Origin of the sequence: Streptomyces sp. KR80 (genome assembly GCF_052245555.1) — a bacterium.
Taxonomy (GTDB): domain Bacteria; phylum Actinomycetota; class Actinomycetes; order Streptomycetales; family Streptomycetaceae; genus Streptomyces.
Window position 1 is genome coordinate 1 of sequence record NZ_JBQQCD010000029.1, and the last position, 23686, is coordinate 23686.

A 23686-nucleotide genomic window follows, 5' to 3' on the forward strand; every position below is an offset into this window, starting at 1 on the left:
GCTTGGTCGGAATGGTCGTGTTGCGCTCGATGAGCTTGGTCATGATGCCGCCCTTGGTCTCGATGCCGAGGGACAGCGGGGTGACGTCCAGCAGCAGGACGTCCTTGACCTCGCCCTTGAGGACACCCGCCTGAAGCGCGGCACCGATGGCGACGACCTCGTCCGGGTTCACGCCCTTGTGCGGCTCCTTGCCGGTGAGGTCCTTGACGAGGTCGGTCACCGCGGGCATCCGGGTCGAGCCGCCCACGAGGATCACATGGTCGAGGTCGGAGACCTTGATCCGGGCATCTTTGACCGCCTGGTCGAACGGGCTCTTGCAGCGCTCGAGCAGGTCGGCGGTCAGCTGCTGGAACTGGGTGCGGGTGAGCTTCTCGTCCAGATGCAGCGGGCCCTCGGCCGAGGCGCTGATGTAGGGCAGATTGATCGTGGTCTCGGTGGACGAGGACAGCTCGATCTTGGCCCGCTCGGCGGCCTCACGGAGCCGCTGGAGGGCCATCTTGTCCTTGGACAGGTCCACCCCATAGGCGTTCTTGAACTGTTTGACCAGGTGGTCGACGATCCGCTGGTCCCAGTCGTCGCCTCCCAGATGCGTGTCGCCGTGGGTGGCCTTGACCTCCACGACACCCTCACCGATCTCCAGCAGCGAGACGTCGAAGGTGCCGCCACCCAGGTCGAAGACCAGGACGGTCTGCTCCTTCTCCTTGTCCAGGCCGTACGCCAAGGCGGCGGACGTCGGCTCGTTGATGATCCGCAGGACTTTGAGGCCCGCGATCTCGCCGGCCTCCTTGGTGGCCGTGCGCTGGGAGTCGTTGAAGTACGCCGGGACGGTGATGACGGCGTCCGTCACCTTCTCGCCCAGGTAGGCCTCCGCGTCGCGCTTGAGCTTCTGCAGCACCCGCGCGGAGATCTCCTGGGCGGTGTAGCGCTTCCCGTCCACGTCGCCCTTGTCCGGGAAGCGCCACTCCGACTCGCCCACGTGCCGCTTCACCGACCGGGCGGTGCGCTCCACGTTGGTGACGGCCTGGCGCTTGGCGATCTCGCCGACCAGCACCTCTCCGCTCTTCGCGAAGGCCACCACCGACGGGGTGGTGCGGGCCCCCTCGGTATTGGTGATGACGGAGGGCTCACCGCCCTCCAGGACGGACACCACGGAGTTCGTCGTACCGAGGTCGATACCGACCGAGCGTGCCATGTCAGCTCTCCTCTACGTACCCACCGCGTCCCCGACTCACCGAATGCCGGTGCCGGGGGCCGATACCGTCGGGCAGGGCCATGGAGTCGGCTACCCGGAATACCGGCCCGCCATGACGCTCGCGTGAGCGTCTGCTCGGCGATCGCGCTCCTACCACTCCAGGGTGCCCCCGCGCAGTGTCGACCACCAGCGGCAGGCCGTGTTCGACCGCGCGGGGCCACGGCGGATCCGGCTCGTACCGGACCGTCGATCTGCGCTCAACCGCGCCGTGAAGGCGGAGGGTGAAGCCCGTGCCACCGAGCGTCACGGCATCGGCGTGGCCGGTGCTGTCGTGCGGGAGGGACCTGACCCGGTGCGCGCGATCGGCTACGGTGCGAATCGGGTCGATGACAGAAAGAAAGCCCGGGCCGGTGGCCTGGGCTTGGTGTGCTCTTGGCACGCACAGCGCCTGCGAGGTGGGCTTCCTTCGCCGGCATTGTCCGGATCAGGTGATGGAGGTCGCCTTCCGGTCTCCCCGACCTTCAGGCCTCTCAGCCGCCGGTGCAGCATCTGTGACGAGAACCGTAGTCCCCGCTTCGATACTGCTCCGGTCGAGCTCCCTCGCTCGCCCCGCAGGCTTACTGTCAGGCTACATAGGTCCGTATTGCCTGACTAGCCCCGAATGGACTTTTTTCGAATTTTGTCGCAGTGACTCATCGGGTCCCGGTGCTCACCGAGCGCTCACGTCGGCGTCGCACCCAGGCCAGCAGGAAGAGCAGCAGGCTGAGCGCGCCGATGGCGAGGACTTCGCCCCGTACCGACCAGATATGCAGGGCCAGCATGGCCTGGGCGGTCAGTACGTCTACGACGGCCGCACCGGCGACCGCCGCCACGCTCCGGCTGGGGGCACCGCCCAGACGGAGTCTGGGGGAGGATCCAGCCCGGGGAGCCCGGCTGCCACGGCGACCGTGGGCGCGGCGATGAGGAAGAAGACGGTGACCGGTGCTCGCAGCGGCGAGGCCAGGTCGACGAGCGCGAGCAGCACGCCGATCCCGCCGACGGCCACGGCCGCCGCTGCGAGCAGTGGGAAGGCGTCCCGCGTCGTGGATCTACTGTCACTGATGGTCCGCATGGGCGACTTTGCCCCCCGAAGCGCCGGATGCCGGGCTTCAATGTCGCGCACCGGACCTTGGGCGTCAAGACGTGATCCCGCCCCGGGAACCGGCCAACTTCCGGTCCCGGGGCGGGAGTTATGCGGTGTGCCGAGTGATGCGGAGGGTCACTCCACGATCTTCAGCAGCTTGTTCGGCGAGCCGGAACCGGGGCTCGTGACGACATCGGAGGTCGCGCCGTTCGTCAGTGCCTGGGCGACCTGGGCGGGCGTGGCGCTGGTGTGCCCTGCCAGGTACACGGCTGCGGCGCCCGCGACGTGCGGGGAGGCCATCGAGGTGCCGGAGATGGTGTTGGTCGCCGTGTCCGAGGTCCTCCAGGCACCGGTGATGCTGGAACCCGGTGCGAAGACGTCCAGTCGCTGACCCCAGTTGGAGAAGTTGGACCGGGCGTCGCTGTTGGTGGTCGAGCCGACCGTGAGCGCCTCGGCCACCCGGGCCGGAGAGAACCGCTCGGCGTTGGCGTTCGAATTGCCCGCCGCCACCGCGTAGGTCACACCGCTGGCGATGGACTTCTGGACGGCGGAGTCCAGCGCCGGGTCGACGCCGCCGCCGAGCGACATGTTCGCCACGGACGGGCCGCTGTGGTTCTTCGTCACCCAGTCGATGCCGGCGACGACCTGTGCGGTGCTGCCGGAGCCTTGGTCGTTGAGCACCCGCACCGCCACGACCTTGGCCTTCTTGGCCACGCCGTGCGCGGTGCCCGCGGCCGTCGAGGCCACGTGCGTGCCATGGCCGTGTCCGTCGTCCGCGGTGTTGTCGTTGTCCACCGCGTCGAAGCCGTGGCTCGCCCGGCCGCCGAAGTCCTGGTGGGTGATACGCACGCCGGTGTCGATGACGTAGACCGTGGTGCCGCTGCCCGCGCTGTCGGGGTACGTGTACTTCTTGTCGAGGGGCAGCTTCGCCTGGTCGATCCGGTCCAGCCCCCAGGACGGCGGGTTGGTCTGGTCCGCCACCAGGCTGACTCTCTTGTCCTGGAAGACCCGGTCGACCGCGGGGTCGGCGGCGAGCCGCCGGGCCTCGGTGGCGTCGAGACGCGCCGCATAGCCGTTGAGCGCGGCCTGGTACGTGCGCTGCACGGTGCCGCCGTACTCGGCTATGAGCTCCTTGCCCTCCGCCGATGCGGCCTTCAGTCCGCTGTTCTGCTTCAGGGTGACGATGTAGCTGCCTTTCACCGCGTCAGGGGCGCCGGCCCCGACCACGGTTCCTTCTGCCGGGGCTGCTTCTGCGGGGAGCGCGCTGATCGCGCCGAGCAGCGCGGCGGCGGTCGCCGCCGTGACCGCGGTACCCATCCGGGTCTTGGAGGTACGTATCACTGCCATGGTGCGGGATCCTCCTCGTCGGTGGCGCGCTCTGGTGTGCGCGCCTGTGGGGGGTATGCGCACTGGGTCGTACGCATGGGCGGAGCGGAAGGGTCCGCACCCCGCCCGCAGATGAGAGTCCCGTGACCGGCAGGCGAGGAACAAGAGTTCTGACGCGATGTCATATGCCCGTCATACAGGAGCAATGCCCAGTGGGGATGCTGCCGGGCATTTTTGACATGAACACTTCCCGTGTCGGATGTGCGCTGGTACGACAGATGTGGCAGAGATCCTGCTAAGGGAGGATCCATGAAACTGTCCCGATTTGCGGCCGCACTGTCCGCACCCCTCCTCACCGCAGCGCTCGCCTTCACCGGGGCGGGCGCCGCACACTCCGCCCAACTAGCCGACCCACCCCACTATGTGGCCCTCGGCGATTCGTACTCATCCGGCGTCGGGGCCGGGAGTTACGACAGCGGCAGCGGGTCCTGCAAGCGCAGCTCCCGGGCCCACCCCGCCCTCTGGGCCGCGGCCAACCCGGTCGCGTCCTTCTCCTTCACGGCCTGCTCCGGCGCCCGTACGGGTGATGTTGTCGCAGGTCAACTCGGACCCCTGAACGCCGCCACCGGACTCGTCAGCGTCACCGTCGGCGGCAATGACGCCGGCTTCTCCGATGTGATGACCACCTGCGTCATGGGCTCGGAGAGCGAATGTCTGCGCCGCGTCCAGGAGGCGCGCGATTACGTCGCCACGACCCTGCCCGGCAAGCTCGACCAGGTCTACACGGCGATCCGCGACCGAGCCCCGGCAGCCCGGGTCGTCGTCCTCGGCTACCCCCGCCTCTTCAAACTGGAAGGAACCTGCAACGGCGGGATGAGCGAGCGGAAGAGGGCGGCGCTCAACGCCGCCGCCGACGACATCAACGCCGTCACGGCCAAGCGCGCAGCCGACCACGGCTTCGGGTTCGGTGATGTGACCACCACCTTCGCCGGACACGAGATCTGCTCGGGCGACGCGTGGATTCACAGCGTCACCTGGCCCGTCGAGAACTCCTACCACCCCACGGCCGCCGGCCAGTCCGGTGGCTACCTCCCCGTCCTCCGGTCAGCGACCTGACAACGAAGCCGTCCCCGATGTGGAGGAGGCCTCGCCGGTCGGGGCCTCCTCGCAGGTGACCGAGAACGACACGCGGTTCGACTCGACGCGCCGGGGACTGCGCACCTCGACCGCCATCGAGTCCTGGTACGTCTCCCCGTCCCTATAGGTGAGTTCGGTGTGCTCCACGGTCCGCGTCCTGTTGGTGCCGCTCGGATACGACGCCGTCTTCCATCCGGGGTCCGACCCCTCGCCGCTTCCGGTTCGCCAGCGGTACTCCACCTCGGCGGGGGTACGGCCGACCGTGATCTCCGCGGCGAAGTGGGGAGCCTCGGCGGCCGGCGGCGGGCAGGGCCCGCTGTAACTGCCTCGGACCGCGGTCACCTTCACCGTCACGGTGGGCGCGGGCGGCGTATCGGTCGACGGCTGCGAACTCTCGCGTCCCTCGGTGCCTCCCTCTTCGCCGCCTCGGCCTTCCGCGGCACCGGGTGAGCTCCCGGGGCCCGCCGCGCCCTTCTTCCGTCCCGCCTCCCCGCCGCCGGAGTCCCCGCCGGCCGAAGCCGCTCCCGCGGTGCTCCCGTCCTTGTCGCCCTCCTCAAGCACCGCCCACGTCACCCCGCTTGCCAGCAGCACCGCGACCAGTACGCCGACGGCCGTCGCGGCACGCCGCCGCGGCCGGTCCGGCCCGGGCCGGTGCTCGGACCCGTGGTCGGGAACGGGGTCGACGACCGCGGCTCCGGGCCGGCCCGGGACCGGCGGCGCCGCCGCGGCGGCCCGTCCGCGCTCGTCTGGCGTGGCCTCGGGCGCGGCCCTGGTCACGTCATCCCCCGGCACCGAAGGCGACTGAGCTCGCGGGGTCCCGCCGGCCGCCGCGATCTGCAGCATCCGCTCCGCTTCCGCCGCCCCCAGGCGCAGCTCCGGCTCCTTGCGCAGTAGCCCCGCCAGTACGGGTGCCAGAGCTCCGGCCCGGCGCGGCTCCGGCAGCTCCTCGTCCACCACCGCTCGCAGGGTGCTCAGCGGAGTGTCCTGCCGAAACGGCGTACGGCCCTCCACCGCCGCGTACAGCAGCACGCCGAGGGACCACAGGTCCGACTCCGGGCCCGGCGTACGACCCAGCGCCCGCTCCGGGGCGAGGAACTCCGGGGACCCCACGAGTTCCCCGGTCATGGTCAGCGCCGTACCGCCCTCGATCATCGCGATGCCGAAGTCGGTGAGCACGACCCGTCCGTCATTCGCGATCAGCACGTTTCCGGGCTTCACATCGCGGTGCAGCACCCCGGACTCGTGCGCCGCGCACAGTGCGGCCAGCACCTCGGCGCCGACGGTGGCGGCGCGCTGCGGCGGCATGGGGCCTTCCGCCTCCAGGACGTCGGCCAGCGACAGCCCGCGCACCAGCTCCATCACGATCCACGGCCGGCCGTCATCGGTGGCCACGTCGTGCACGGTGACCACATTGCGGTGCGAGATGCGCGCCGCTGCCCAGCCCTCGCGCTCCATGCGTGCGTACAGCCGGGCCACGTCACCCGTGTCCAGGCGGTCCGGCGCGCGCACCTCCTTCACGGCCACCTCGCGGCCCAGCACCTCGTCGCGGGCCCGCCACACCACCCCCATGCCGCCGCGGCCGAGCTCCGCGAGCAGCTGGTAGCGGCCCGCCACCAGTCGTTGCATGCCAGCACCTTCGGTCACGGCTGGGTCCCCTCGGCCGCGCGACGTCGACGGCGCCTGGGGGCACCCCCTGGGGGCACCTCCCAGCGGTAGCTGGGGGAGGTAGTCCCCCTGGGCCTAACGGCCCGGGAGGTACCCCCTGGGGAAGGGCGCCACCGCCCAGCATGGCCGAAGTTCCACCGCAACGGTACGATCCGAGCGAAACGGCGTGCTCTCGGCGTCAACTCGCCTTCGTGGCAGGCCGGTTCGGGTGTGAGCGTCAACACCCTTGCAGGTTAGGTGAATCCATCCCTGTGATACGTGGGTGACGTGACAGGAGGGTAGGGTTAACCTGCCTCGGCCGGGTGCCCTCGTTGGGTGGGGAGTGTCATGGAGCAGATAACGATGCGGAGCAGGCCACGCGTACCTGCCGTCAACTGCGGAAACGGCGCGTCCAGTACGCGTCTCGACCGCCATCTCGCCGTGCTGGCCGGCCCCGCCGTCCCGCAGCGCGAGACGGAGGAGGCCACCCTGCTGATGCGCGAGGTCGCTGCCCGCGACGTGCCGCGAGTCGGCTCCCACCGAGGCGCGCGGGTGTCGAAGGTCTCGCTCTTCGCACCGTTGCGGCGGCTGCGTCGCTCGCTCTTCGGCAATCGGGGCTGACCCTTCCTTCCCCGCCCCGGCCATCACTCGCCAAGGCTTCGGCCTAGGCGACCACCCCATCCCGGCGCAACGCCGCGACCTGTGTATCCGTCATCCCCAGGGCGCGCAGCAGCGCATCGGTGTGCTCGCCCAGCGCAGGCACGTCACCCATCCTCGGCGGCTCGCCGCCCGGCAGTGTGATCGGCGGCAGCAGCGTCCGCAGCGGGCCCGCCGGTGAGCCCGTCTCCCGCCACCGGTCCCGGGCGGCCAGCTGCGGATGGTCCGCCAGTTCGGCCACGTCATTGAGCCGGGCGCAGGCGATCCCCGCCCGCTCCAGGCGCGCGAGCGCCTCGTCCGCCGGAAGCGCGGCCAGCGCCTGCGCCACCACGTCGTCGGTCTTCGTCCGGTTCCGGGTCCGCGCCACATTGGTGGCGTAGTCCGGATCGTCGCCCAGTTCCGGACGTTCCAGCACCTGTTCGGCGAGCCGCCGCCATTCCCGGTCGTTCTGCACCGACAGCAGCACCAGTGGGCCGTCCGCCGTCGGATACGCGTCGTACGGCGCGATGACGGCGTGCGCGAGCGCGGTGCGCGCCGGGGGCTCACCTCCGTACATCCCGAAGTACAGCGGGTGCCCCATCCACTCGGCGAGCGCATCGAACATCGACACCTCCACCGGTCCGCCGCGGCCCGTGATGCCGCGCCGCAGCAGCGCCGCGAGCACCCCGGAGAAGGCGTACATCGCGGCGGCGATATCGGCGGCGGGAATGCCGGCCTTGGCCGGCTGGTCGGGCGTGCCGGTCACCGAGACGAGTCCGGCCTCGCACTGGACGAGCATGTCGTACGCCCGCCGGTGGGCGTACGGGCCGTCCGGGCCGTAGCCGGAGATGTCGACCGCGACCAGCCGCGGATGGCGGCCGCACAGTGTCGCCGCGTCCAGACCGAGCCGGGCCGCGGCGCCCTGCGCGAGGTTCTGCACGAAGACGTCGGCATCCGCGATGAGCTGCTGAAGGATTGCCAGACCGCGTGGCTCCTTGAGATCGAGCGCGATCGACTCCTTTCCGCGGTTGGCCCAGACGAAGTGCGAGGCCAGTCCGTGCACCGCGGTGTCGTAGGCCCGTGCGAAGTCGCCTCCGTCGGGCCGTTCCACCTTGACCACGCGGGCGCCGAGATCGGCGAGCTGGCGGGTGGCGAAGGGCGCGGAGACGGCCTGCTCGACGGCGACGACGGTGATGCCGTCGAGGGGGAGGGGCTGCGGTGCCACGGAGTCGTTCATGGTCCCGGTCCTATCGCGCCGACGGCGCCTTTGTCACCGTCGTGATCACTGACAGGGCCACCGGTGTCGCCCGGTGGGCCCCGGCTAGAGCAGGGCGAACTGGCCGTTCGGGCCTTCCTCGTGGTGGTCGAGTACGGACGCGGGGCGACGGGACGCGGCGGGTGACGGGAGCACGCCCGCCCGCCGCAGGTCGGCGGCGCTGAGCCGCGGGCCGTCGGCCAGTCGGGCGGCCAGCTGCCGTCGCTCCGGGCGCACCGCCGCCAGCAGGGCGAGCACCGTGATCAACTCGAGGAGTTCGGAGGTCCACTCCCTCGGCCAGCCGGCGGGCCGGACGGCGGCCAGCGTCCCGGGCTCGGGCGTGCCGGTGCGCCGCTCGAACCAGTGCTCCAGCACGCGGACACCGCCCGCGTGGAACTCCCAGGCGGCCGGAGGTACGGGCGCGATGCGGCCCGTGCCCAGGAGGAGGGCCCGTTCCTCCGGGTCGTAGTGCAGGGACGCGGGGAGCGCCCGGCGGTCGGTGAGGATGGCGGACCGGACGTAGGGCCGCTGCCCGCCGGGGAGTTTGGGCCTTTCATCGGGTCCGGCGGCGCAGCGGGCCCCGTACGTGTGCAGCCACAGCATCCTGCGGCCGAGGGCGACACCCGCGTCCCAGACGTCGGCGGACAGCGGCAGCGGTACCGCGCACTCTCCTCCGGCTGTGCGGCGAACGGCCGCGGCGGCGGTCCAGGCGAGCAGGTCCTCCGCGGTGACGGGCCGGTCGAGGCGAACGGCGAGGAGGTTCGGCAGACCGGGGGCGATGTTGGGCTCGCGGCCGCCCGGCCGGCGGTACAGGGGACGGATCCGGCCGGGACGGCCCGCCGAGGAGCGGCCGTCCGGCAGCAGCGCGGAGAAGGCCAGCACCGGGCCGGGCGTCTGGGGTATGTGCCCCTGCTCGATGGCGTAGAGCTGGTGCTCGTCGGCCACCCGCCACAGCTCGGGCCGGGCCACGTCGATGAGCCGGTGATCCGGGATCAGCCACTGCCGGTCGAAGGGGCCGTGCAGGACTCGGACCGGCTCCGGGCAGGGGCCGCTCTCCGTGGCCAGCGGTGCTGTGGGTGAGAGGTGACCGGGGAGCTGAGGAACGGCGGAGTGCAGTCTGCGGGCGCGTGACGGCTGGAGCAGCGCCTCGCGGGCTGCGGTGCTCTCCGCACGCAGCAAGGTGTCCCAACGGGTCCTCAGCGAGGCGGCGTCGGGGCCTAGCGGCCAGGCCCGGCCGATCCGCAGCGGGGCCACAGCCCAGGGCATGAGGTCCGCGAGCAGCGGAGCGCCCAGCGGCGCGGTCAGCTCCTCCGCTCTCTCCTCCGCCATGGCGCGGTCGTCCTCCCCGGCAGCGGCTGAGGTCACCGCCTCTCCCGTCGCTTCGGCACGCTCCCCGCCGCGGGCGTCCTTCCCGCCCCGGCGCCGCCCCGCATCGTACCCACGCCGCTTCTCCGTGAAGCGGGCCACGTGGGGTTGGGGCTTCGACGACTTGCGGGGATATCGGGCGGTTAGGAATCAAAGGCGTAGAACATGGCTATGATCCGTGGAACCGGCCAGAAGGGATGCGTGCGGATGGAATTCGGGGTCTCGACGTCCGTCACGGACGACGGCATCACGCCCACGGCACTCGGACCCGCACGGGAGGAACGCGGCTCGGACTCGCTGTTCGTCGCGCAGCACTCCCACGAGACCCTGCGCAGCCTCGACCAGCCGGCCGAGGTCGCCTCGGCATCCCGCTGAGGCGTCCGGACGGGGCTGGTTCCGTGCCGGACCTGGCGGTGGACGAGGCGCAGCGGCGGTTCGCGCGCAGCCGCGTGGCCCGGCTGGCCACCGCGGACGAGGGCGGCCGCCCGCATCTGGTGCCGGTGACTTTCGCGCTGCACGACGGCGTGATCGTGACCGCCGTCGACCGCAAGCCCAAGCGAACGCAGCGGTTGAAGCGGCTCGGCAATATCGCGGCGAATCCGGCCGTGTGCCTCCTGGCGGACGAATACGACGAGGACTGGGACCGGTTGTGGTGGGTCCGGATGGACGGCGAAGCGCGGCTTCTGCCACCGGCTCTCGCGGGGGAGGAGGCGTCCGGGGCAGCCGCGGAGTACCGGCACGCGATCGCGCTGCTGTGCGAGAAGTACCCGCAGTACCGTCATCGGCCGCCGGACGGGACCGTCGTCCTGATCGCCGTCCGGCGGTGGCGCGGATGGTGCGCAACGCTCCCGTGAGACATCCCGCACCCGCGCCGTACGAGACGCCGGCACCCGCGCCGTCCGCTGCTCAAGCCTCCACGGTCACCGTGAAGGAGAAGCGGTCGCCGCGGTAACGGATGCGGGCCACATCGACGACCTGGCCCCGGTCGTCGTACGTCACTCCCGTGTAGTGCAGGATCGGGCTGAGCAGCGGTACGTCCAGCAGCCTGGCCGTCTCCGGGTCGGCCAGGCGCGCCTCGACCGTGTCCGTGATGCGGCTGATGCGCACGCCGACCACGTCGCGCAGCACCTTGGTCATCGGCCAGTGCGCCAGATCGCCGAGGTCGATTCGCTCGGCGAGTTCGGGGCGCACCGCGTTCTCCGCCCAGTTGGTGGGCTCGCCGCTGCTCCCGTCGCAGCGGAGCCGGCGGTACTCCACGACCTCGTCCAGGTCCGGGAAGTGCTCCGCGAGCTCCGCCGGTACGGGGGCCGGGCCGTGGCCGAGCACGGTGGCCCGCTCACCGGACTGCTGGGCCACGATGGCGTCCACCGAGCCCAGCAGCCGTACCGGCGCACCGCGTTGCGCCGTCGGCTCGATGAAGGTGCCGCGCCGCCGGTGCCGGCTGATCAGGCCCTCCGACTCCAGCTCCTTGAGGGCCTGGCGCATGGTGAGCACGCTGACCCCGTAGTGCTCGGCGAGCCGGCCCTCGGTCGGCAGGCGCAGCGGCTCGTCCGGGCGGCGGCCCAGTATCGAGGCACGAAGCGACTGCGAAACCTGGTACCACAGCGGCAGCTTGCGGTTCAGGACCAGCGAGTCGGGCGCGAAGGCGGTCACGGTGGCTCCGCTGTGATCGTCCGCTGTCACGGCCGGAAGTTTCGCTGCAGACCCTGCCATACGTCGTCGTAGCCCTGCTGCAGGTGGTCCGCGGAGAGGGCCTGGGCGGTGGGGGTCACGGGCCAGCGGGTTTCGAACATGAAGGCCAGCCCGTCGTCGATCTTCTGCGGCGTGAGCTCGGCGGCGCTCGCCTTGTCGAAGGTCTCACGGTCGGGTCCGTGTGCGGACATCATGTTGTGCAGGGAGCCGCCGCCCGGCACGAATCCCCCCGGACCGGCTGTCTTGGCGTCGTACGCGCCCTCGATCAAGCCCATGTACTCACTCATCACATTGCGGTGGAAGTAGGGCGGGCGGAAGGTGTCCTCGCCGACCAGCCAGCGTGGCGCGAAGAGGACGAAGTCCACGCCGGCGAGGCCGGGGGTGTCGGAGGGGGAGGTGAGCACCGTGAAGATCGACGGGTCCGGGTGGTCGTAGCTGATGGTGCCCAGGACGTTGAACCGGCGCAGGTCGTAGACGTACGGCAGGTGGTTGCCGTGCCAGGCGACCACATCCAGCGGCGAGTGGTCGTACGTCGCCGACCACAGGTTGCCGCAGAACTTGTTGATCACCTCGACCGGTTGGTCCCGGTCCTCGTAGGCGGCTGTGGGTGCGAGGAAGTCGCGTGGGTTGGCCAGCCCGTTGGCTCCGATCGGGCCCAGGTCGGGCAGGACGAACGGCTGCCCGTAGTTCTCGCAGACGTATCCGCGCGCGCTCGCCTCCAGCAGCTCGACGCGGAAGCGGACTCCTCGCGGGATCAGTGCCACATGGCCGGGCTCCACCCGCAGCAGGCCGAACTCGGTGCGCAGCAGCAGCCCGCCGCGCTCCGGGACGATCAGCAGCTCGCCGTCGGCGTCCGAGAAGACCCGGTCGGTCATGGGGGCGTTCGCGTGGTAGAGGTGGATCGCCATGCCCGTGCGCTGCCGGACGTCGCCGTTGCCGCCGAGGGTCCACAGGCCGTCGACGAAGTCCGCCCGTCCCGCCGGCTCCGGCAGCGGATTCCAGCGCAGCCGGTTCGGGTCGGCTGCGGTTTCGTCGAAGGGAGCGCTGCGGAGCGCGCCGGTTTCGATGCGGCGGAACGCGGGGTGGGCGGCCGAGGGGCGGATCCGGTAGAGCCAGGAGCGGCGGTTGCGGTGGCGCGGCTCGGTGAACGCGGTGCCGCTGAGCTGCTCCGCGTACAGCCCGAGAGGGGCGCGCTGCGGCGAGTTGCGACCGATCGGAAGGGCGCCGGGGATCGCCTCGGAGCTGTGCTCGTTGCCGAATCCGGACAGGTACTCCAGCCCTTCGGCCGTCTTCCTCGCCTGCTCGCTGCCCGTACCGCTCATCGCGTGCTCCCGCCGCTGCTCAACGATTCCTATGTCAGACCATAGGAATGATGCGAGGGGTGCGTCAACGAGGCCTCACGGCATGATGGGCGGGTGCACACGCTCACCGACCAGCAGCCGCATCCGCCCCTGCGCCGGAAGCCCGTCCAGCAGCGCAGCGCCGACCGACTCGCCCGCATCCTCGATGCCTGCGCCGAGGTGCTGGACGAGACCGGCTACGAGGGCCTCAGCACCCGGGCCGTCGCGCAGCGTGCGGGCGTTCCCATCGGCTCCGTCTACCGCTTCTTCAGCAATAAGCGCGCCATGGCCGATGCGCTCGCGCACCGGAACCTCGACGTCTATATCGAGCGGGTGCAGGAGCAGGTCGACGCCGACCGGCTCGGCGTGGACCCGCCACTGGACTGGCGCCGCGCCATCGACATCGTCCTGGATGTCTATATCGGGATGAAGCAGGACATGCCCGGTTTTGCTCTGCTGGACTTCAGCGTGCCCTCGCCGACCGAGCGGGACGGGGGTGCCAATCACCTCGTCGCCCAGCGGCTCTGCGATCTGCTCGCCGGACCGCTCGGCCGCGCCCCCGACGCCGAGCTGCAGCGCACCTTCCTGATCGGTGTCGAGGCCGCCGACGCGCTGCTGCAGCTGGCCTTCCGTACCACCCCGGCAGGGGACCAGCTGATCATCCGCGAGACGAAGGAGCTGCTGCGCGCATATCTCGCGCGCATCCTCGACTGACAGGATGCCAACCGGTCGGTATGGTCGTGTGGGGGCACCGCCCTGAACCCCGGCGACAGTCCTCCTGGGCCCAGCGGCCCGGGTGGGGTTCCCTTGGAGGCGTGCCCCAGGGGGTGGCCGGGGAAGACGCGTGCCGCCGCCCGCCGCCGCCCCGGGAGGGACCGATGAGTCGTACCACCGCCAGTGCCACCCATACCGCCCCCCGTATCTGCCCGCTCTGCGAGGCCACCTGCGGCCTCACGCTGACGATCTCCGGGGACCGGGTCACCGGGGCCCGCGGTGACCGTGACGACGTGTTCAGCGCCGGCTTCATCTGTCCCAAGGGCGCCGCGTTCGGTGAGCTCGACGGTGATCCGGACCGGCTCACCGGCCCCCTGATACGCCGTGCCGGGCAACTGGAGGAGGCGAGCTGGGAGGAGGCGTTCGACGCGGTCGCCGCCGGGCTGCGGCCGCTGATCGAGGAGCACGGGCCGGACGCCGTCGCCGTCGTCCTCGGCAACCCCAATGTCCACACCATGGCCGGCGGCCTCTACCCGCCACTGCTGCTCGCCGCCCTGCGCACCCGCAACCTTTACACGGCGAGCACCGTCGACCAGATGCCCAAGCACGTCTCCAGCGGCCTGCTGTTCGGCGACCCCTTCGCGATTCCCGTACCGGACCTCGACCGCACGGCCCACCTGCTGCTCATCGGCGCCAATCCGCTCGACTCCAACGGCAGTCTGTGCACCGCCCCCGACTTCCCCGGCCGCCTGAAGGCGCTGCGCCGCCGCGGCGGAACCCTCACGGTGATCGACCCGCGTCGCACCCGCACCGCCCGGCTCGCCGACCGCCATGTGGCCGTACGCCCCGGTACGGACGCCCTGTTGCTCGCCGCCCTGGTGCAGGTGCTCTTCGCCGAGGACCTCGTCGACCTCGGCGACCTCGACGGACATGTGACAGGGGTCGACGAAGTCCGTTCGCTGACCGCCGACTTCACGCCCGAGGCGGTGGCGCGCGTGTGCGACGTCCCGGCCGAGGACATCCGGGCGATGGCACGCGAGCTGGCCGCCGCGCCCACCGCCGCGGTCTACGGCCGGGTCGGCAGCTCCACCGTCGAGTTCGGCACCCTGGCCAACTGGCTCGTCGATGTGCTGAACACCCTGACCGGGAACCTGGACCGCCCCGGCGGGGCCATGTTCCCGCTGGCCGCCACGGCCCGCGCACCCCGCCCGCCCGCGCCGGGCAAGGGCTTCGCCCTCGGGCGCTGGTGCAGCCGAGTCAGCGGGCACCCGGAAGCCAAGGGCGAGCTTCCGCTCGCCGCGCTCGCCGAGGAGATCGACACGCCGGGGGTGGGGTCCCCCATGCCGGAGGCCAGGGGAGGGAAGGTCCGGGCGGTGATCAGCATCGCGGCCAACCCCGTGCTCTCCGCGCCCGACGGCGACCGGCTCGACCGTGCCCTGGAAAGCGTCGACTTCATGGTGGCCGTCGACCCGTATCTGAACGAGACCTCCCGGCACGCGCACGTGGTGCTGCCCCCGCCCCGCCCCTCGCAGGTCCCGCACTTCGACTTCGCCTTCAACAACTTCGCGGTCCGCAACCAGGTCCGCTACACCCGCGAGGCCCTGCCTCTACCGGACGGCCGGCCCGACGAGTGCGAGATCCTCGCCCGGCTGGTGCTGTGCGTGAGCGGCATGCACCGGGCCGCGGAACCGGACGCCGTCGACGCGATGGCGATCGACCACATGCTCGGCAAGGCCGTGGCCGACCCGCACTCGCCGGTGCACGGCCGCGCTCCGGAGGAACTGGCCGGGCAGCTCACCGGCCGCACCGGCGCGGAGCGGCGGCTCGACCTCATGCTGCGACTCGGCCCATACGGCGACGGGTTCGGGGCCTTCGCAGCCGACGCTCCCGAGGGCCGGAGGACGGACGGCCTCAGCCTGGAGAAGCTCCTCGCCCACCCGCACGGCATCGACCTGGGCCCGCTGGCCCCGCGCATCCCGCAGCTTCTCAAGACCCGAAGCGGCAAGGTCGAACTCTGCCCCGAGCCCATCGCCGCCGATGTGCCGAGACTACGCCGGGCGCTCGCGGAACGGCCCGCCGGGCTGGTCCTCGTCGGCCGGCGTCATCTGCGGTCCAACAACAGCTGGATGCACAACGTGCCCGCTCTCAAGGGCGGCAGCAACCGTTGCACCCTCCAGGTGCACCCGGAGGACGCGGCCCGGCTCGGGCTGGCCGACGGCGGGGCGGCGTGGGTGAAGGGGGACGGTGGCGCGCTGGAGGTGCCGGTCGAGGTGACCGACGCCGTACGCACCGGGGTCGTCAGCCTGCCCCACGGCTGGGGCCACGACCGGCCGGGCACGCGGCTCGCCGTGGCCGCAGCCGATGCCGGAGCGAATGTGAATCAGCTGCTCGACGGCACGCGACTCGACCCTCTGTCGGGCACGGCGGTGCTCAACGGCTTCCCTGTGCAGGTAGCGCCCGCTGGATAGCCCGCGAGACGCGCCTGCGCAGCACGCTGCCTTGCGCCCTGTCAGGGCGGGCGCGCCTCACCCGCACCGTGGAGACTCCGGCGCGGGCGTGTCGGAGCGTGTGCGCCCGCGGCCTCGTGCGCCTTCTGTCCGGGGAGGAATCGGGAGATTGGCGTGTGGATGGAACGCCGCAGCGACTGTGTGGCCGAGCAGGCGGCGGGGTGACTCCCGCCCCGACGAGCGGCGGGCCACCCATGACGGATGTGAATCATCAGGTCAGCAAGTGGATGGTGCGCGAGGCCGAACGCACCGGCCGCGGGGTGGCTCTGGAGGACCTCCAGGGCATCCGCGGGCGGGCAAGGGCTCACCGGTCCCAGCGGCGCACCCTCCACTCCTGGGCTTTCGGCCAGCTGATCGACCAGTGCCGGTACAAGACCCAGCGCGCGGGTGTGGCGCTGGTCATGGTTGATCCGGCCTACACCTCGCAACGCTGCCCGCCCCTGCTCGGGGGCTGCGGGCATGTGTCGAGGCGGAACCGGCCCGCTCGCGGCCGGTTCGTATGTGAACGCTGCGGCCTCGCTGGGCACGCGGACCACTTCGCGGGCGCCAACATCGCCGAACGCGCGATGGGCGTCTGGGCCGACGTCAACCGGCCACACGCTACGGGCCGCCCGGCAGCCAGTCGGGACCACGAGAGCAGACCCGCTCCTCACGGCCGCCACCGCGCGGCGAAGCACCGGGAACTACCCCACCCCCGCCGCACCCCGGCACCCGTGGGACAAGCCCGTACTTCAGGAGCAGGTGGTTGACTGTCAGGTGGGCCGCGCTCACCTCGCTGGTGGTACTCGGCGCGGGAATACTCTTCGGAATCTCCCCCAGCTAACGCTGGGAGGTGCCCCCAAACCGTGACGCTCGCAGAGCCCGGCAGGAGCTGGCTGATCCGCCTGGTCATCGCCTTCGCGTTCGCGCAAGGGGCGGTGTCCATGGCCCGGCCCGCCGTCTCCTACCGGGCTCTCGCGCTGGGCGCCGACACCCGAGCCGTCGGCATCATCGCGGCCGGCTACGCGCTCCTGCCGTTGTTCGCGGCCGTACCGCTGGGACGGCGTACGGACGGGGGGCGGTGCGCGCCGCTGCTCCCGGTCGGTGTCGTGCTCATCGCGGGCGGCTGCGCGCTGAGCGGTACGGCCGGCTCGCTCGGCGCGCTGGCCGCGTGGAGCGGCGTGATGGGTCTCGGCCATCTGGCCTTCGTCATCGGCGCGCAGAGCATCGTGGCCCGGCAGAGCGCACCCGCCGAACAGGACCGCAACTTCGGCCACTTCACCATCGGCGCCTCCCTCGGCCAGCTCGTGGGCCCGATGGCCGCCGGACTGGTGGTCTCCGGGCAGGCCGGGGCGATGGCCGGCACCAGCGCCGCCGCACTGCTGGTCTCCGCCGCCGTCGCCGCTTGCTCCTTCTCCGCGCTGCGGGGGATCGAGCGGCCGGACGCCGTGCCCGACCGCGAGTCGCCGAGCGCTGGGGACACCCCTGGGACCATCTCCCAGACGGAGTCTGGGGGAGGTAGTCCCCCTGGGCCCCTGGGTGGGGGTCCCCCCAGCGGTAGCTGGGGGAGTACCCCCAAGGGGAGGCCGCGCGTGCCGGTCCATCGCATCCTGCGCACCAGGGGCGTCGCGGGTGGCATCTTCACCAGCCTCGCCGTCCTGTCCGCCACCGACGTGCTCACCGCCTACCTCCCGGTCGTCGGGGAGCAGCGCGGGATTCCGCCGGCGACGATCGGCCTGCTGCTCAGCCTGCGCGCCGCCGCCACCATCGTCTGCCGGCTCGTGATGAACCCGCTGATCCGGGTCCTGGGCCGTACGGTCCTGCTGGTCGGCAGCTGCGTCGCGGCCGCTCTGCTCTGCGCGGGCATCGCCGCTCCCCTTCCCGCCTGGGCACTCGGCGTGCTGCTCGCGGCCATCGGATTCTGCCTGGGGGCGGGGCAGCCGCTCTCCATGACGACCGTGGTGCAGTCCGCGCCCGAGGAGGCCCGCAGCACCGCGCTCGCCCTGCGCCTGACCGGAAACCGGCTCGGCCAGGTCGCCGCTCCGGCGGCCGCCGGACTCGTGGCGGGCCTTGTCGGTACGGCGGCGCCGTTCGCCATGCTCGGCTTGGTCCTGCTCGCCTCGGCGGCCACGGCGACCGGCGCGCCGCATATCGCCGAGCCCCGGGAATCCGCTGTCGCCGGACGCGACCGACCACGTGGTCGCCCGAGCGCGGAGCGACTCCCGTAGTCGTCAGGCCGCTCTGCGCCCTCGCGCGCCAAGCTCGAGGACCGAGACGCGCCTGGTCGCCGTGCGACACCCAGGTACGGATCGACGAGCTCGTCCCATCCAGCCATCCCCCGCGGCCCGCGTCGAGGGTGTGCGCGCTCGAGCGCGGGTACGCGTGCCGGGCCGAGTGGCCCTGGCGGCGGAAAACTACCGCCGCTAGTTTGGGACACTGCAGACCCGATCACGTACGCGGAACCAGCTGGCGCGGGAGGACGCGATGAAGGCCCATGACGGGATGTACATCGACGGAGGCTGGCGGCCGTCCGCCGGGACCGGCACGATCGAGGTCGTGAACCCGGCCGACGAGCAGGTCGTCGGGACCGTGCCGGCCGGGACCGCCGAGGACGTGGACGCCGCCGTACGGGCCGCCCGCGCCGCGTTCCCCGCCTGGGCCGCCACTCCACCTGCCGAGCGTGCCGCCCGTATCGCCGCTCTCCGCGACGCGCTCGCCGCCCGGCGCGACGAGATCGCCGAGACGGTCACCGCCGAACTCGGCTCACCGCTCGGTTTCTCCCAGAAGGTGCACGCCGACCTGCCGATCGCGGTCGCGGGCAGCTACGCCGAGCTCGCCGCCTCCTACGCGTTCGAGGAGAAGGTCGGCAACTCCACCGTCCTGCACGAGCCGGTCGGTGTCGTCGGCGCGATCACCCCCTGGAACTACCCACTCCACCAGGTCGTCGCCAAGGTCGCGCCCGCTCTCGCCGCGGGCTGCACCGTGGTGTTGAAGCCCGCCGAGGACACCCCGCTGGTCGCCCAGCTCTTCACGGAGGCGGTGCACGAGGCGGGTGTGCCGGCCGGTGTGTTCAACCTCGTCACCGGGCTCGGCCCGGTCGCCGGGCAGGCCCTGGTCGAGCACGAGGACGTGGACCTGGTCTCCTTCACCGGCTCCACCGCCGTCGGCAAGCGGATCGGCGCCACGGCCGGTGCCGCGGTCAAGCGGGTAGCCCTCGAACTGGGTGGCAAGTCTGCCAACGTCATCCTCCCGAGCGCCGACCTCGCCCGCGCGGTCAACGTCGGCGTCGCCAACGTCTTCGCCAACTCCGGGCAGACGTGCAGCGCATGGACCCGGATGCTGGTGGACGCCACCCGGTACGACGAGGCGGTCGAGCTCGCACGCAAGGCGGCGGCGAAGTACGTCCCCGGCGACCCGTACGACGCCGCCAGCCGCCTCGGCCCGGTCGTCAGCGCCAAGCAGCGCGACCGCGTCCGCGGCTACATCGAGCGGGGTGCCGAGGAAGGCGCGCGGATCGTCGCGGGCGGCCCGGGCGCGCCTGAGGGCCGCGAGACCGGCTACTACGTCCGCCCGACGGTGTTCGCGGACGTCGCACCGGAGATGACGATCGCGCAGGAGGAGATCTTCGGGCCGGTCATCGCGATCCTGAAGTACGAGGACGAGGAGGACGCGGTGCGGATCGCCAACAGCACGGCGTACGGGCTCGCGGGCGCGGTCTGGTCGGCGGACGAGGAGGAGGCCGTGGCCTTCGCCCGCCGCCTCGACACCGGCCAGGTCGACATCAACGGCGGCCGGTTCAACCCGCTCGCCCCCTTCGGCGGCTACAAGCAGTCGGGCGTGGGCCGCGAGTTGGGCGTGCACGGCCTGGCGGAGTACCTCCAGACGAAGTCGCTCCAGTTCTGAGTCTTCAGACGCCTCCGCCCGGAGGCCCCGGGCCCGACCCCAAGTCCGCCCGCACCCGAGGAGAAACCGTGGTCCGCGCCGCCGTACTACCGGAGATCAACGCCCCGTTGGAGCTGCAGGAGATCGATCTCCCGCAGCCCGGCCCTGGCCAAGTCCGGGTGCGGCTCGCCGCCGCCGGCGTCTGCCACTCCGACCTGTCCCTGTCCAACGGCACGCTGCGCCAGCCGGTCCCCGCCGTGCTCGGTCACGAAGGTGCGGGAACCGTCATCGCCGTCGGAGACGGCGTCACCGGGGTCGCCCCGGGTGACCCCGTCGTCCTCAACTGGGCACCCTCGTGCGGCAGCTGTCACTACTGCGGCCTCGGTGAGCCCTGGCTGTGCGCCAACGCCTTGACGGGTGCGGCAGAGCTGTACGCCCGTACGTCGGAGGGCCGTGGGCTGTACCCCGGCCTCGGCAGCGCGGCTTTCGCCGAGGAGACCGTCGTGTCGGCGCAGGCCGTGCTGCTGCTGCCCGACGGGGTGCCGCTCACCGACGCGGCGCTGCTCGGCTGCGCCGTCCTCACCGGTTACGGCGCGATCCACCACGCCGCCCAGGTCCGGGCGGGCGAGTCCGTCGCGGTCTTCGGCGTGGGCGGCGTGGGACTGGCCGCGATCCAGGCCGCCCGTATCGCGGGGGCGGGCACGATCGTGGCCGTCGACATCTCCGCGGGCAAGGAGGAGTTGGCGCGCACGGCGGGGGCGACGGACTTCCTGCTCTCCGCTCCGGACACCGCCAAGCGGATCCGTAAGCTCACCGGCGGGCACGGCACAGACGTCGCCGTCGAGTGCGTGGGCCGCGCCGAGACCATCCGCACCGCCTGGGACGCCACCCGCCGCGGCGGCCGTACCACGGTCGTCGGGATCGGCGGCAAGGACCAGCAGGTCTCGTTTTCCGCCCTGGAACTCTTCCACTTCGGCCGCACGCTCTCCGGGTGTGTCTACGGCAACTGTGACCCGGCCAAGGACCTCCCGCTGCTCGCCGACCACATCCGCGCAGGCCGCCTGGATCTGGCGGGCATGGTCACCGACCGGATCGGCCTGGATGGCATCCCGGCCGCCTTCGACGCCATGATCAGCGGCCGCGGCGGCCGCACGCTGGTGGTCTTCTAGTTGTCGGGAACGGCCGGTGCGCGGCGCACGCCGCGGTCGGTCAGGCGATCCGCCCGGCGATCCGATCGGGGTTCGCCGACAAATCCCTTGCGGCCGCGGCACATCGGGGATACCTCTTGACCCGATGACCACCGACATCCACAGGGTCGGCCTGACGTCGCTCCTCGCGACGATCGAGGAGCGGCTGCGCACGCTGTACGTCGTCCCGGAGGCCGCCGAGCTCGCGGTCAAGGCCCTGCGGGAGCGCTGGGCGGGCGGCTCTCGGGCGGGCGAAGAGGCGGTCGAGGGCCAGGCGTTCGCCACCGCCATAACCGCCGTGCTGCAGGCGGCCACCGGCGACAAGCATCTGCGCCTCGAACACTGTGCGGAGCGGCTGCCCGCGGCCGAGACGGACACCGGTCCGGAAGCGGGCCGCCTGCCCAAGGCGCTCCGCTCGCCGCTCGACACCCGGGCCAACAACGGCGGCTTCTCGCGCGTCGAGCGGCTGCCGGGCAATGTGGGCCTGCTGGACCTGCGGAACTTCTACGCCCCGACGAGGCGGGTGAACTGGCCATCGCGGCCATGACCCTGCTCGCCCGCGCCGAGGCGCTGATCGTCGACCTGCGCCGCAACACCGGGGGCAACCCAGAGATGGTCACGCTCCTGAGCAGCTACCTCTTCGACGAGCCCGTGCACCTGAACACCCTGGAGAACCGGTCGGCGGGCAGGCAGCACCAGTTCTGGACGGTGTCCTGGGCCCCGGGTCCCCGCTTCGGCGGCGCGCAGCCGGTCTGGGTCCTCACGTCGGGGGACACGTTCTCCGCTGCGGAGGAGTTCACGTACAACCTCCAGCAACGCGGCCGCGCGGTGGTCGTCGGCGAGCGCACCCGCGGCGGCGCGAACGCCGGCAGCTGGTACCGGCTGACCGATCACCTGCGGCTCTTCGTCCCCGGCGTCCGTGCCGTCAACCCGGTCTCGGGCACCAACTGGGAGGGGGTCGGCGTCACCCCCGACGTGCCGACTGCGGCGGCCGAAGCGTTGGACGCGGCGTACGAGGCGGCGCTCCACAGCGTCCTCGCGCGGGACGTGCCGGCAGCCGTCGCCGACGAGGCCCGTGCGGCACTTGCCGCGTCCGCCTCCCCCAGCTACCGCCGGGAGGTACCCCCAGCCCGACGCTGAGGCTCAGGCCGAAGGCAGCTGCTCGTACTGCAGGGCCAGACCGTCCAGCAGGGCCGTGAGGCCGGTCTCGAAGGCGCCCTCGTCGACCCGCTGCTGGTGTTCGGCCAGCAGGTGGGCCTGGCCGAGACGGGGGTAGTCCGCGGGGTCGTATGCGTCGGCGTCGTCCACGAAGCCGCGGGCGAACGAGCCGAGTGCCGAGCCCGCGACGAAGTAGCGCATCAGCGCGCCGATACGGGTCGCCTGGGCGGGTGGCCAGCCCGCGTCCACCAGGGCGCCGAAGACGGCGTTCGCCATGCTCAGCCCGGCCGCCCGGCGTCCCGGACCCCGGGCGAGGAACGGCACGATGTTGGGGTGTGCTGCGAGCGCTGCACGGTACGAACGGCTCCACTCCATCAGTGCCGTCCGCCAGTCCGCGTCGCCGTCGAACACCGACAGATCCACCTCGCCGACGACGGTGTCCGCGACCGCATCCAGGATCTCGTCCTTGACCTTGAAGTGGTTGTAGAGCGACGGCCCGCTCACCCCGAGTTCGGCCGCGAGCCGACGTGTCGACACCGCGTCCAGCCCTTCGTGGTCGATCAGGGCGAGGGCTGCCGCGACGATGCGATCACGGCTGAGCAGGGGCTTGCGGGGGCGCGCCATGCGGCACATGGTAGGGGCCGTCCAGCCGAAAACTAGCAGTGCTAGGCCCATGGCCTGTGCCGGGCAGTTCCTAAGCGCTTGCTCAGTTTCGATGTATGGTGGTCGTCCTGTCCGGGGAGAGTCCGCGGGGGCAGGGTGAGGTCCGGGAGAACGGGGCGTGCGTGCGATGAGCACCGAGGTGGAGCAGACCGAGCAGTGGGCCGGCGTCACTCCCGACGCCGCCAGACGGCTGGTGATCGCCGCGGTCCAGGCCTTCGCCGAGCGCGGCTACCACGCGACCACCACCCGCGACATCGCCGGTCGCGCCGGCATGAGCCCGGCCGCGCTCTACATCCACTACCGGACGAAGGAAGAGCTGCTCTTCCAGATCAGCAGCGTGGGCCACCAGCTCTCGCTCGCGACTCTGCGGGAGGCCGCGGCCGGGGAAGGGGGCCCGGCCGAACGGCTCGCCGCCGCCGTGCGCTCCTTCGTCCGGTGGCACGCCCAGCACCACACCACCGCCCGGGTGGTCCAGTACGAGCTGGGTGCGCTCGGCCCGGAGCACTACGCGGAGATCCGCGCTCTGCGCCGCGAAGTCGACGGCGCGATGCGGTCGATCATCCAGGACGGTGTCGCGGCGGGCGACTTCGACGTCCCCGACGTGCCCGGCACGACGCTCGCCGTGCTGTCGCTCTGCATCGACGTGGCGCGCTGGTTCAAGGCCGAGGGCCGGCGTACGCCCGACGAGGTCGGGGATCTGTATGCCGACCTCGTCCTCCGCATGGTCGGTGCCGTCCGGCAGGGTTAGTCAGGCCCGACGCGGCTACCGTCCCGCGGGAGGCAGCGCACGGCAGCGAGGTGGAGTCGATCAGCCGCGGGCCGTCGTCCCCCAGGCCGGCACCTGCCTGGCCAGGGCCAGTTCGGCAGGAGAATCCTCACGTTCCCG

The 23686-nt window shown here is 71.9% G+C and carries 23 protein-coding genes and 1 pseudogene; 13 read left to right on the plus strand and 11 right to left on the minus strand.

The window, feature by feature from the left end; genetic code table 11:
* The 4 genes from dnaK to ACTWQI_RS27580 all read right to left on the minus strand — a co-directional run.
* On the minus strand, nt 1-1192 hold a 1192-nt coding region (dnaK, locus tag ACTWQI_RS27565; RefSeq protein ID WP_443274472.1), incomplete at its 3' end, for a molecular chaperone DnaK.
* A 692-nt stretch (nt 1193-1884) separates the two neighbouring features.
* Nucleotides 1885-2064 (minus strand): hypothetical protein, encoded by a 180-nt coding sequence (locus ACTWQI_RS27570; protein ID WP_443274473.1) that lies wholly within the window; start codon nt 2062-2064, stop codon nt 1885-1887.
* Nucleotides 2034-2303 carry a hypothetical protein gene (locus ACTWQI_RS27575; RefSeq protein WP_443274474.1) on the minus strand — a complete coding sequence of 90 codons (270 nt, stop codon included), beginning with the start codon at nt 2301-2303 and terminating at the stop codon, nt 2034-2036. The genes ACTWQI_RS27570 and ACTWQI_RS27575 overlap by 31 nt, the downstream gene beginning before the upstream one ends.
* Before the next feature lie 147 nt (nt 2304-2450).
* Complete coding sequence (locus tag ACTWQI_RS27580) at nt 2451-3662, minus strand: S8 family peptidase (protein WP_443274476.1); 1212 nt, start codon at nt 3660-3662, stop codon at nt 2451-2453.
* A 288-nt stretch (nt 3663-3950) separates the two neighbouring features.
* On the opposite strand from ACTWQI_RS27580, the gene ACTWQI_RS27585 reads away from it, so the two are divergent.
* Nucleotides 3951-4757, plus strand: a complete 807-nt coding sequence (locus ACTWQI_RS27585; protein ID WP_443274477.1) for an SGNH/GDSL hydrolase family protein — start codon at nt 3951-3953, stop codon at nt 4755-4757.
* Here the strand turns inward: ACTWQI_RS27585 and ACTWQI_RS27590 are convergent.
* Nucleotides 4746-6404 carry a serine/threonine-protein kinase gene (locus ACTWQI_RS27590; protein WP_443274479.1) on the minus strand — a complete coding sequence of 553 codons (1659 nt, stop codon included), beginning with the start codon at nt 6402-6404 and terminating at the stop codon, nt 4746-4748. The two genes, ACTWQI_RS27585 and ACTWQI_RS27590, sit on opposite strands and share 12 nt — an antisense overlap.
* A 366-nt stretch (nt 6405-6770) precedes the next feature.
* On the opposite strand from ACTWQI_RS27590, the gene ACTWQI_RS27595 reads away from it, so the two are divergent.
* Nucleotides 6771-7043 (plus strand): hypothetical protein, encoded by a 273-nt coding sequence (locus ACTWQI_RS27595; protein ID WP_443274481.1) that lies wholly within the window; start codon nt 6771-6773, stop codon nt 7041-7043.
* Nucleotides 7044-7086: 43 nt separating this feature from the next.
* On the opposite strand, the gene ACTWQI_RS27600 is transcribed toward ACTWQI_RS27595, so the two are convergent.
* The gene (locus ACTWQI_RS27600) at nt 7087-8295 is read right to left on the minus strand and encodes a CaiB/BaiF CoA transferase family protein (protein WP_443274482.1); all 1209 of its coding nucleotides are present in this window, start codon (nt 8293-8295) and stop codon (nt 7087-7089) included.
* 84 nt (nt 8296-8379) lie between these two features.
* Entirely contained in the window at nt 8380-9642 is a 1263-nt protein-coding gene (locus ACTWQI_RS27605) for a type ISP restriction/modification enzyme (protein ID WP_443274551.1), read from the minus strand.
* Between the two features lie 201 nt (nt 9643-9843).
* Here ACTWQI_RS27605 and ACTWQI_RS27610 point away from each other — a divergent pair, with 201 nt between their 5' ends.
* Together ACTWQI_RS27610 and ACTWQI_RS27615 are read left to right on the plus strand one after the other, a co-directional pair.
* Nucleotides 9844-10053, plus strand: a complete 210-nt coding sequence (locus tag ACTWQI_RS27610; protein WP_443274484.1) for a hypothetical protein — start codon at nt 9844-9846, stop codon at nt 10051-10053.
* 23 nt (nt 10054-10076) lie between these two features.
* On the plus strand, nt 10077-10532 hold the full coding sequence (locus ACTWQI_RS27615; RefSeq protein ID WP_443274486.1) for a TIGR03668 family PPOX class F420-dependent oxidoreductase: 456 nt from the start codon (nt 10077-10079) through the stop codon (nt 10530-10532).
* 52 nt (nt 10533-10584) lie between these two features.
* On the opposite strand, the gene ACTWQI_RS27620 is transcribed toward ACTWQI_RS27615, so the two are convergent.
* On the minus strand, nt 10585-11331 hold the full coding sequence (locus ACTWQI_RS27620) for a GntR family transcriptional regulator (RefSeq protein WP_443274553.1): 747 nt from the start codon (nt 11329-11331) through the stop codon (nt 10585-10587).
* 26 nt (nt 11332-11357) lie between these two features.
* On the minus strand, nt 11358-12692 hold the full coding sequence (gene hmgA / locus ACTWQI_RS27625) for a homogentisate 1,2-dioxygenase (protein WP_443274488.1): 1335 nt from the start codon (nt 12690-12692) through the stop codon (nt 11358-11360).
* A gap of 93 nt (nt 12693-12785) precedes the next feature.
* On the opposite strand from hmgA, the gene ACTWQI_RS27630 reads away from it, so the two are divergent.
* The 8 genes from ACTWQI_RS27630 to ACTWQI_RS27665 all read left to right on the plus strand — a co-directional run bounded on the left by ACTWQI_RS27630 (nt 12786) and on the right by ACTWQI_RS27665 (nt 22119).
* Complete coding sequence (locus ACTWQI_RS27630) at nt 12786-13424, plus strand: TetR/AcrR family transcriptional regulator (RefSeq protein WP_443274490.1); 639 nt, start codon at nt 12786-12788, stop codon at nt 13422-13424.
* 164 nt (nt 13425-13588) lie between these two features.
* The gene (locus ACTWQI_RS27635) at nt 13589-15892 is read left to right on the plus strand and encodes a molybdopterin-dependent oxidoreductase (protein WP_443274492.1); all 2304 of its coding nucleotides are present in this window, start codon (nt 13589-13591) and stop codon (nt 15890-15892) included.
* 233 nt (nt 15893-16125) lie between these two features.
* On the plus strand, nt 16126-16680 hold the full coding sequence (locus ACTWQI_RS27640) for an IS200/IS605 family accessory protein TnpB-related protein (RefSeq protein ID WP_443274494.1): 555 nt from the start codon (nt 16126-16128) through the stop codon (nt 16678-16680).
* Between the two features lie 96 nt (nt 16681-16776).
* Nucleotides 16777-18138, plus strand: coding sequence for an MFS transporter (locus tag ACTWQI_RS27645; RefSeq protein ID WP_443274496.1), 1362 nt, complete (start codon nt 16777-16779; stop codon nt 18136-18138).
* Nucleotides 18139-18394: 256 nt separating this feature from the next.
* On the plus strand, nt 18395-19813 hold the full coding sequence (locus ACTWQI_RS27650; protein ID WP_443274498.1) for an aldehyde dehydrogenase family protein: 1419 nt from the start codon (nt 18395-18397) through the stop codon (nt 19811-19813).
* A gap of 68 nt (nt 19814-19881) precedes the next feature.
* A complete protein-coding gene (locus ACTWQI_RS27655) occupies nt 19882-20961 on the plus strand; it encodes a Zn-dependent alcohol dehydrogenase (RefSeq protein WP_443274500.1) in 1080 nt (359 codons plus the stop codon).
* Nucleotides 20962-21085: 124 nt separating this feature from the next.
* Nucleotides 21086-21526, plus strand: coding sequence for a hypothetical protein (locus ACTWQI_RS27660; protein WP_443274502.1), 441 nt, complete (start codon nt 21086-21088; stop codon nt 21524-21526).
* Complete coding sequence (locus ACTWQI_RS27665) at nt 21523-22119, plus strand: S41 family peptidase (RefSeq protein WP_443274504.1); 597 nt, start codon at nt 21523-21525, stop codon at nt 22117-22119. Before ACTWQI_RS27660 ends, ACTWQI_RS27665 begins: the two co-directional genes overlap by 4 nt.
* Before the next feature lie 3 nt (nt 22120-22122).
* Here ACTWQI_RS27665 and ACTWQI_RS27670 read toward each other — a convergent pair whose 3' ends face one another.
* Entirely contained in the window at nt 22123-22770 is a 648-nt protein-coding gene (locus tag ACTWQI_RS27670) for a TetR/AcrR family transcriptional regulator (RefSeq protein WP_443274506.1), read from the minus strand.
* A 157-nt stretch (nt 22771-22927) separates the two neighbouring features.
* On the opposite strand from ACTWQI_RS27670, the gene ACTWQI_RS27675 reads away from it, so the two are divergent.
* Complete coding sequence (locus ACTWQI_RS27675) at nt 22928-23548, plus strand: TetR/AcrR family transcriptional regulator (protein WP_443274554.1); 621 nt, start codon at nt 22928-22930, stop codon at nt 23546-23548.
* On the opposite strand, the pseudogene ACTWQI_RS27680 reads toward ACTWQI_RS27675, so the two are convergent.
* Nucleotides 23535-23656 (minus strand): annotated as a pseudogene (locus ACTWQI_RS27680) (IS982 family transposase); the annotation flags it as partial. The gene ACTWQI_RS27675 and the pseudogene ACTWQI_RS27680 sit on opposite strands and share 14 nt — an antisense overlap.
* Between the last annotated feature and the right edge of the window lie 30 nt (nt 23657-23686).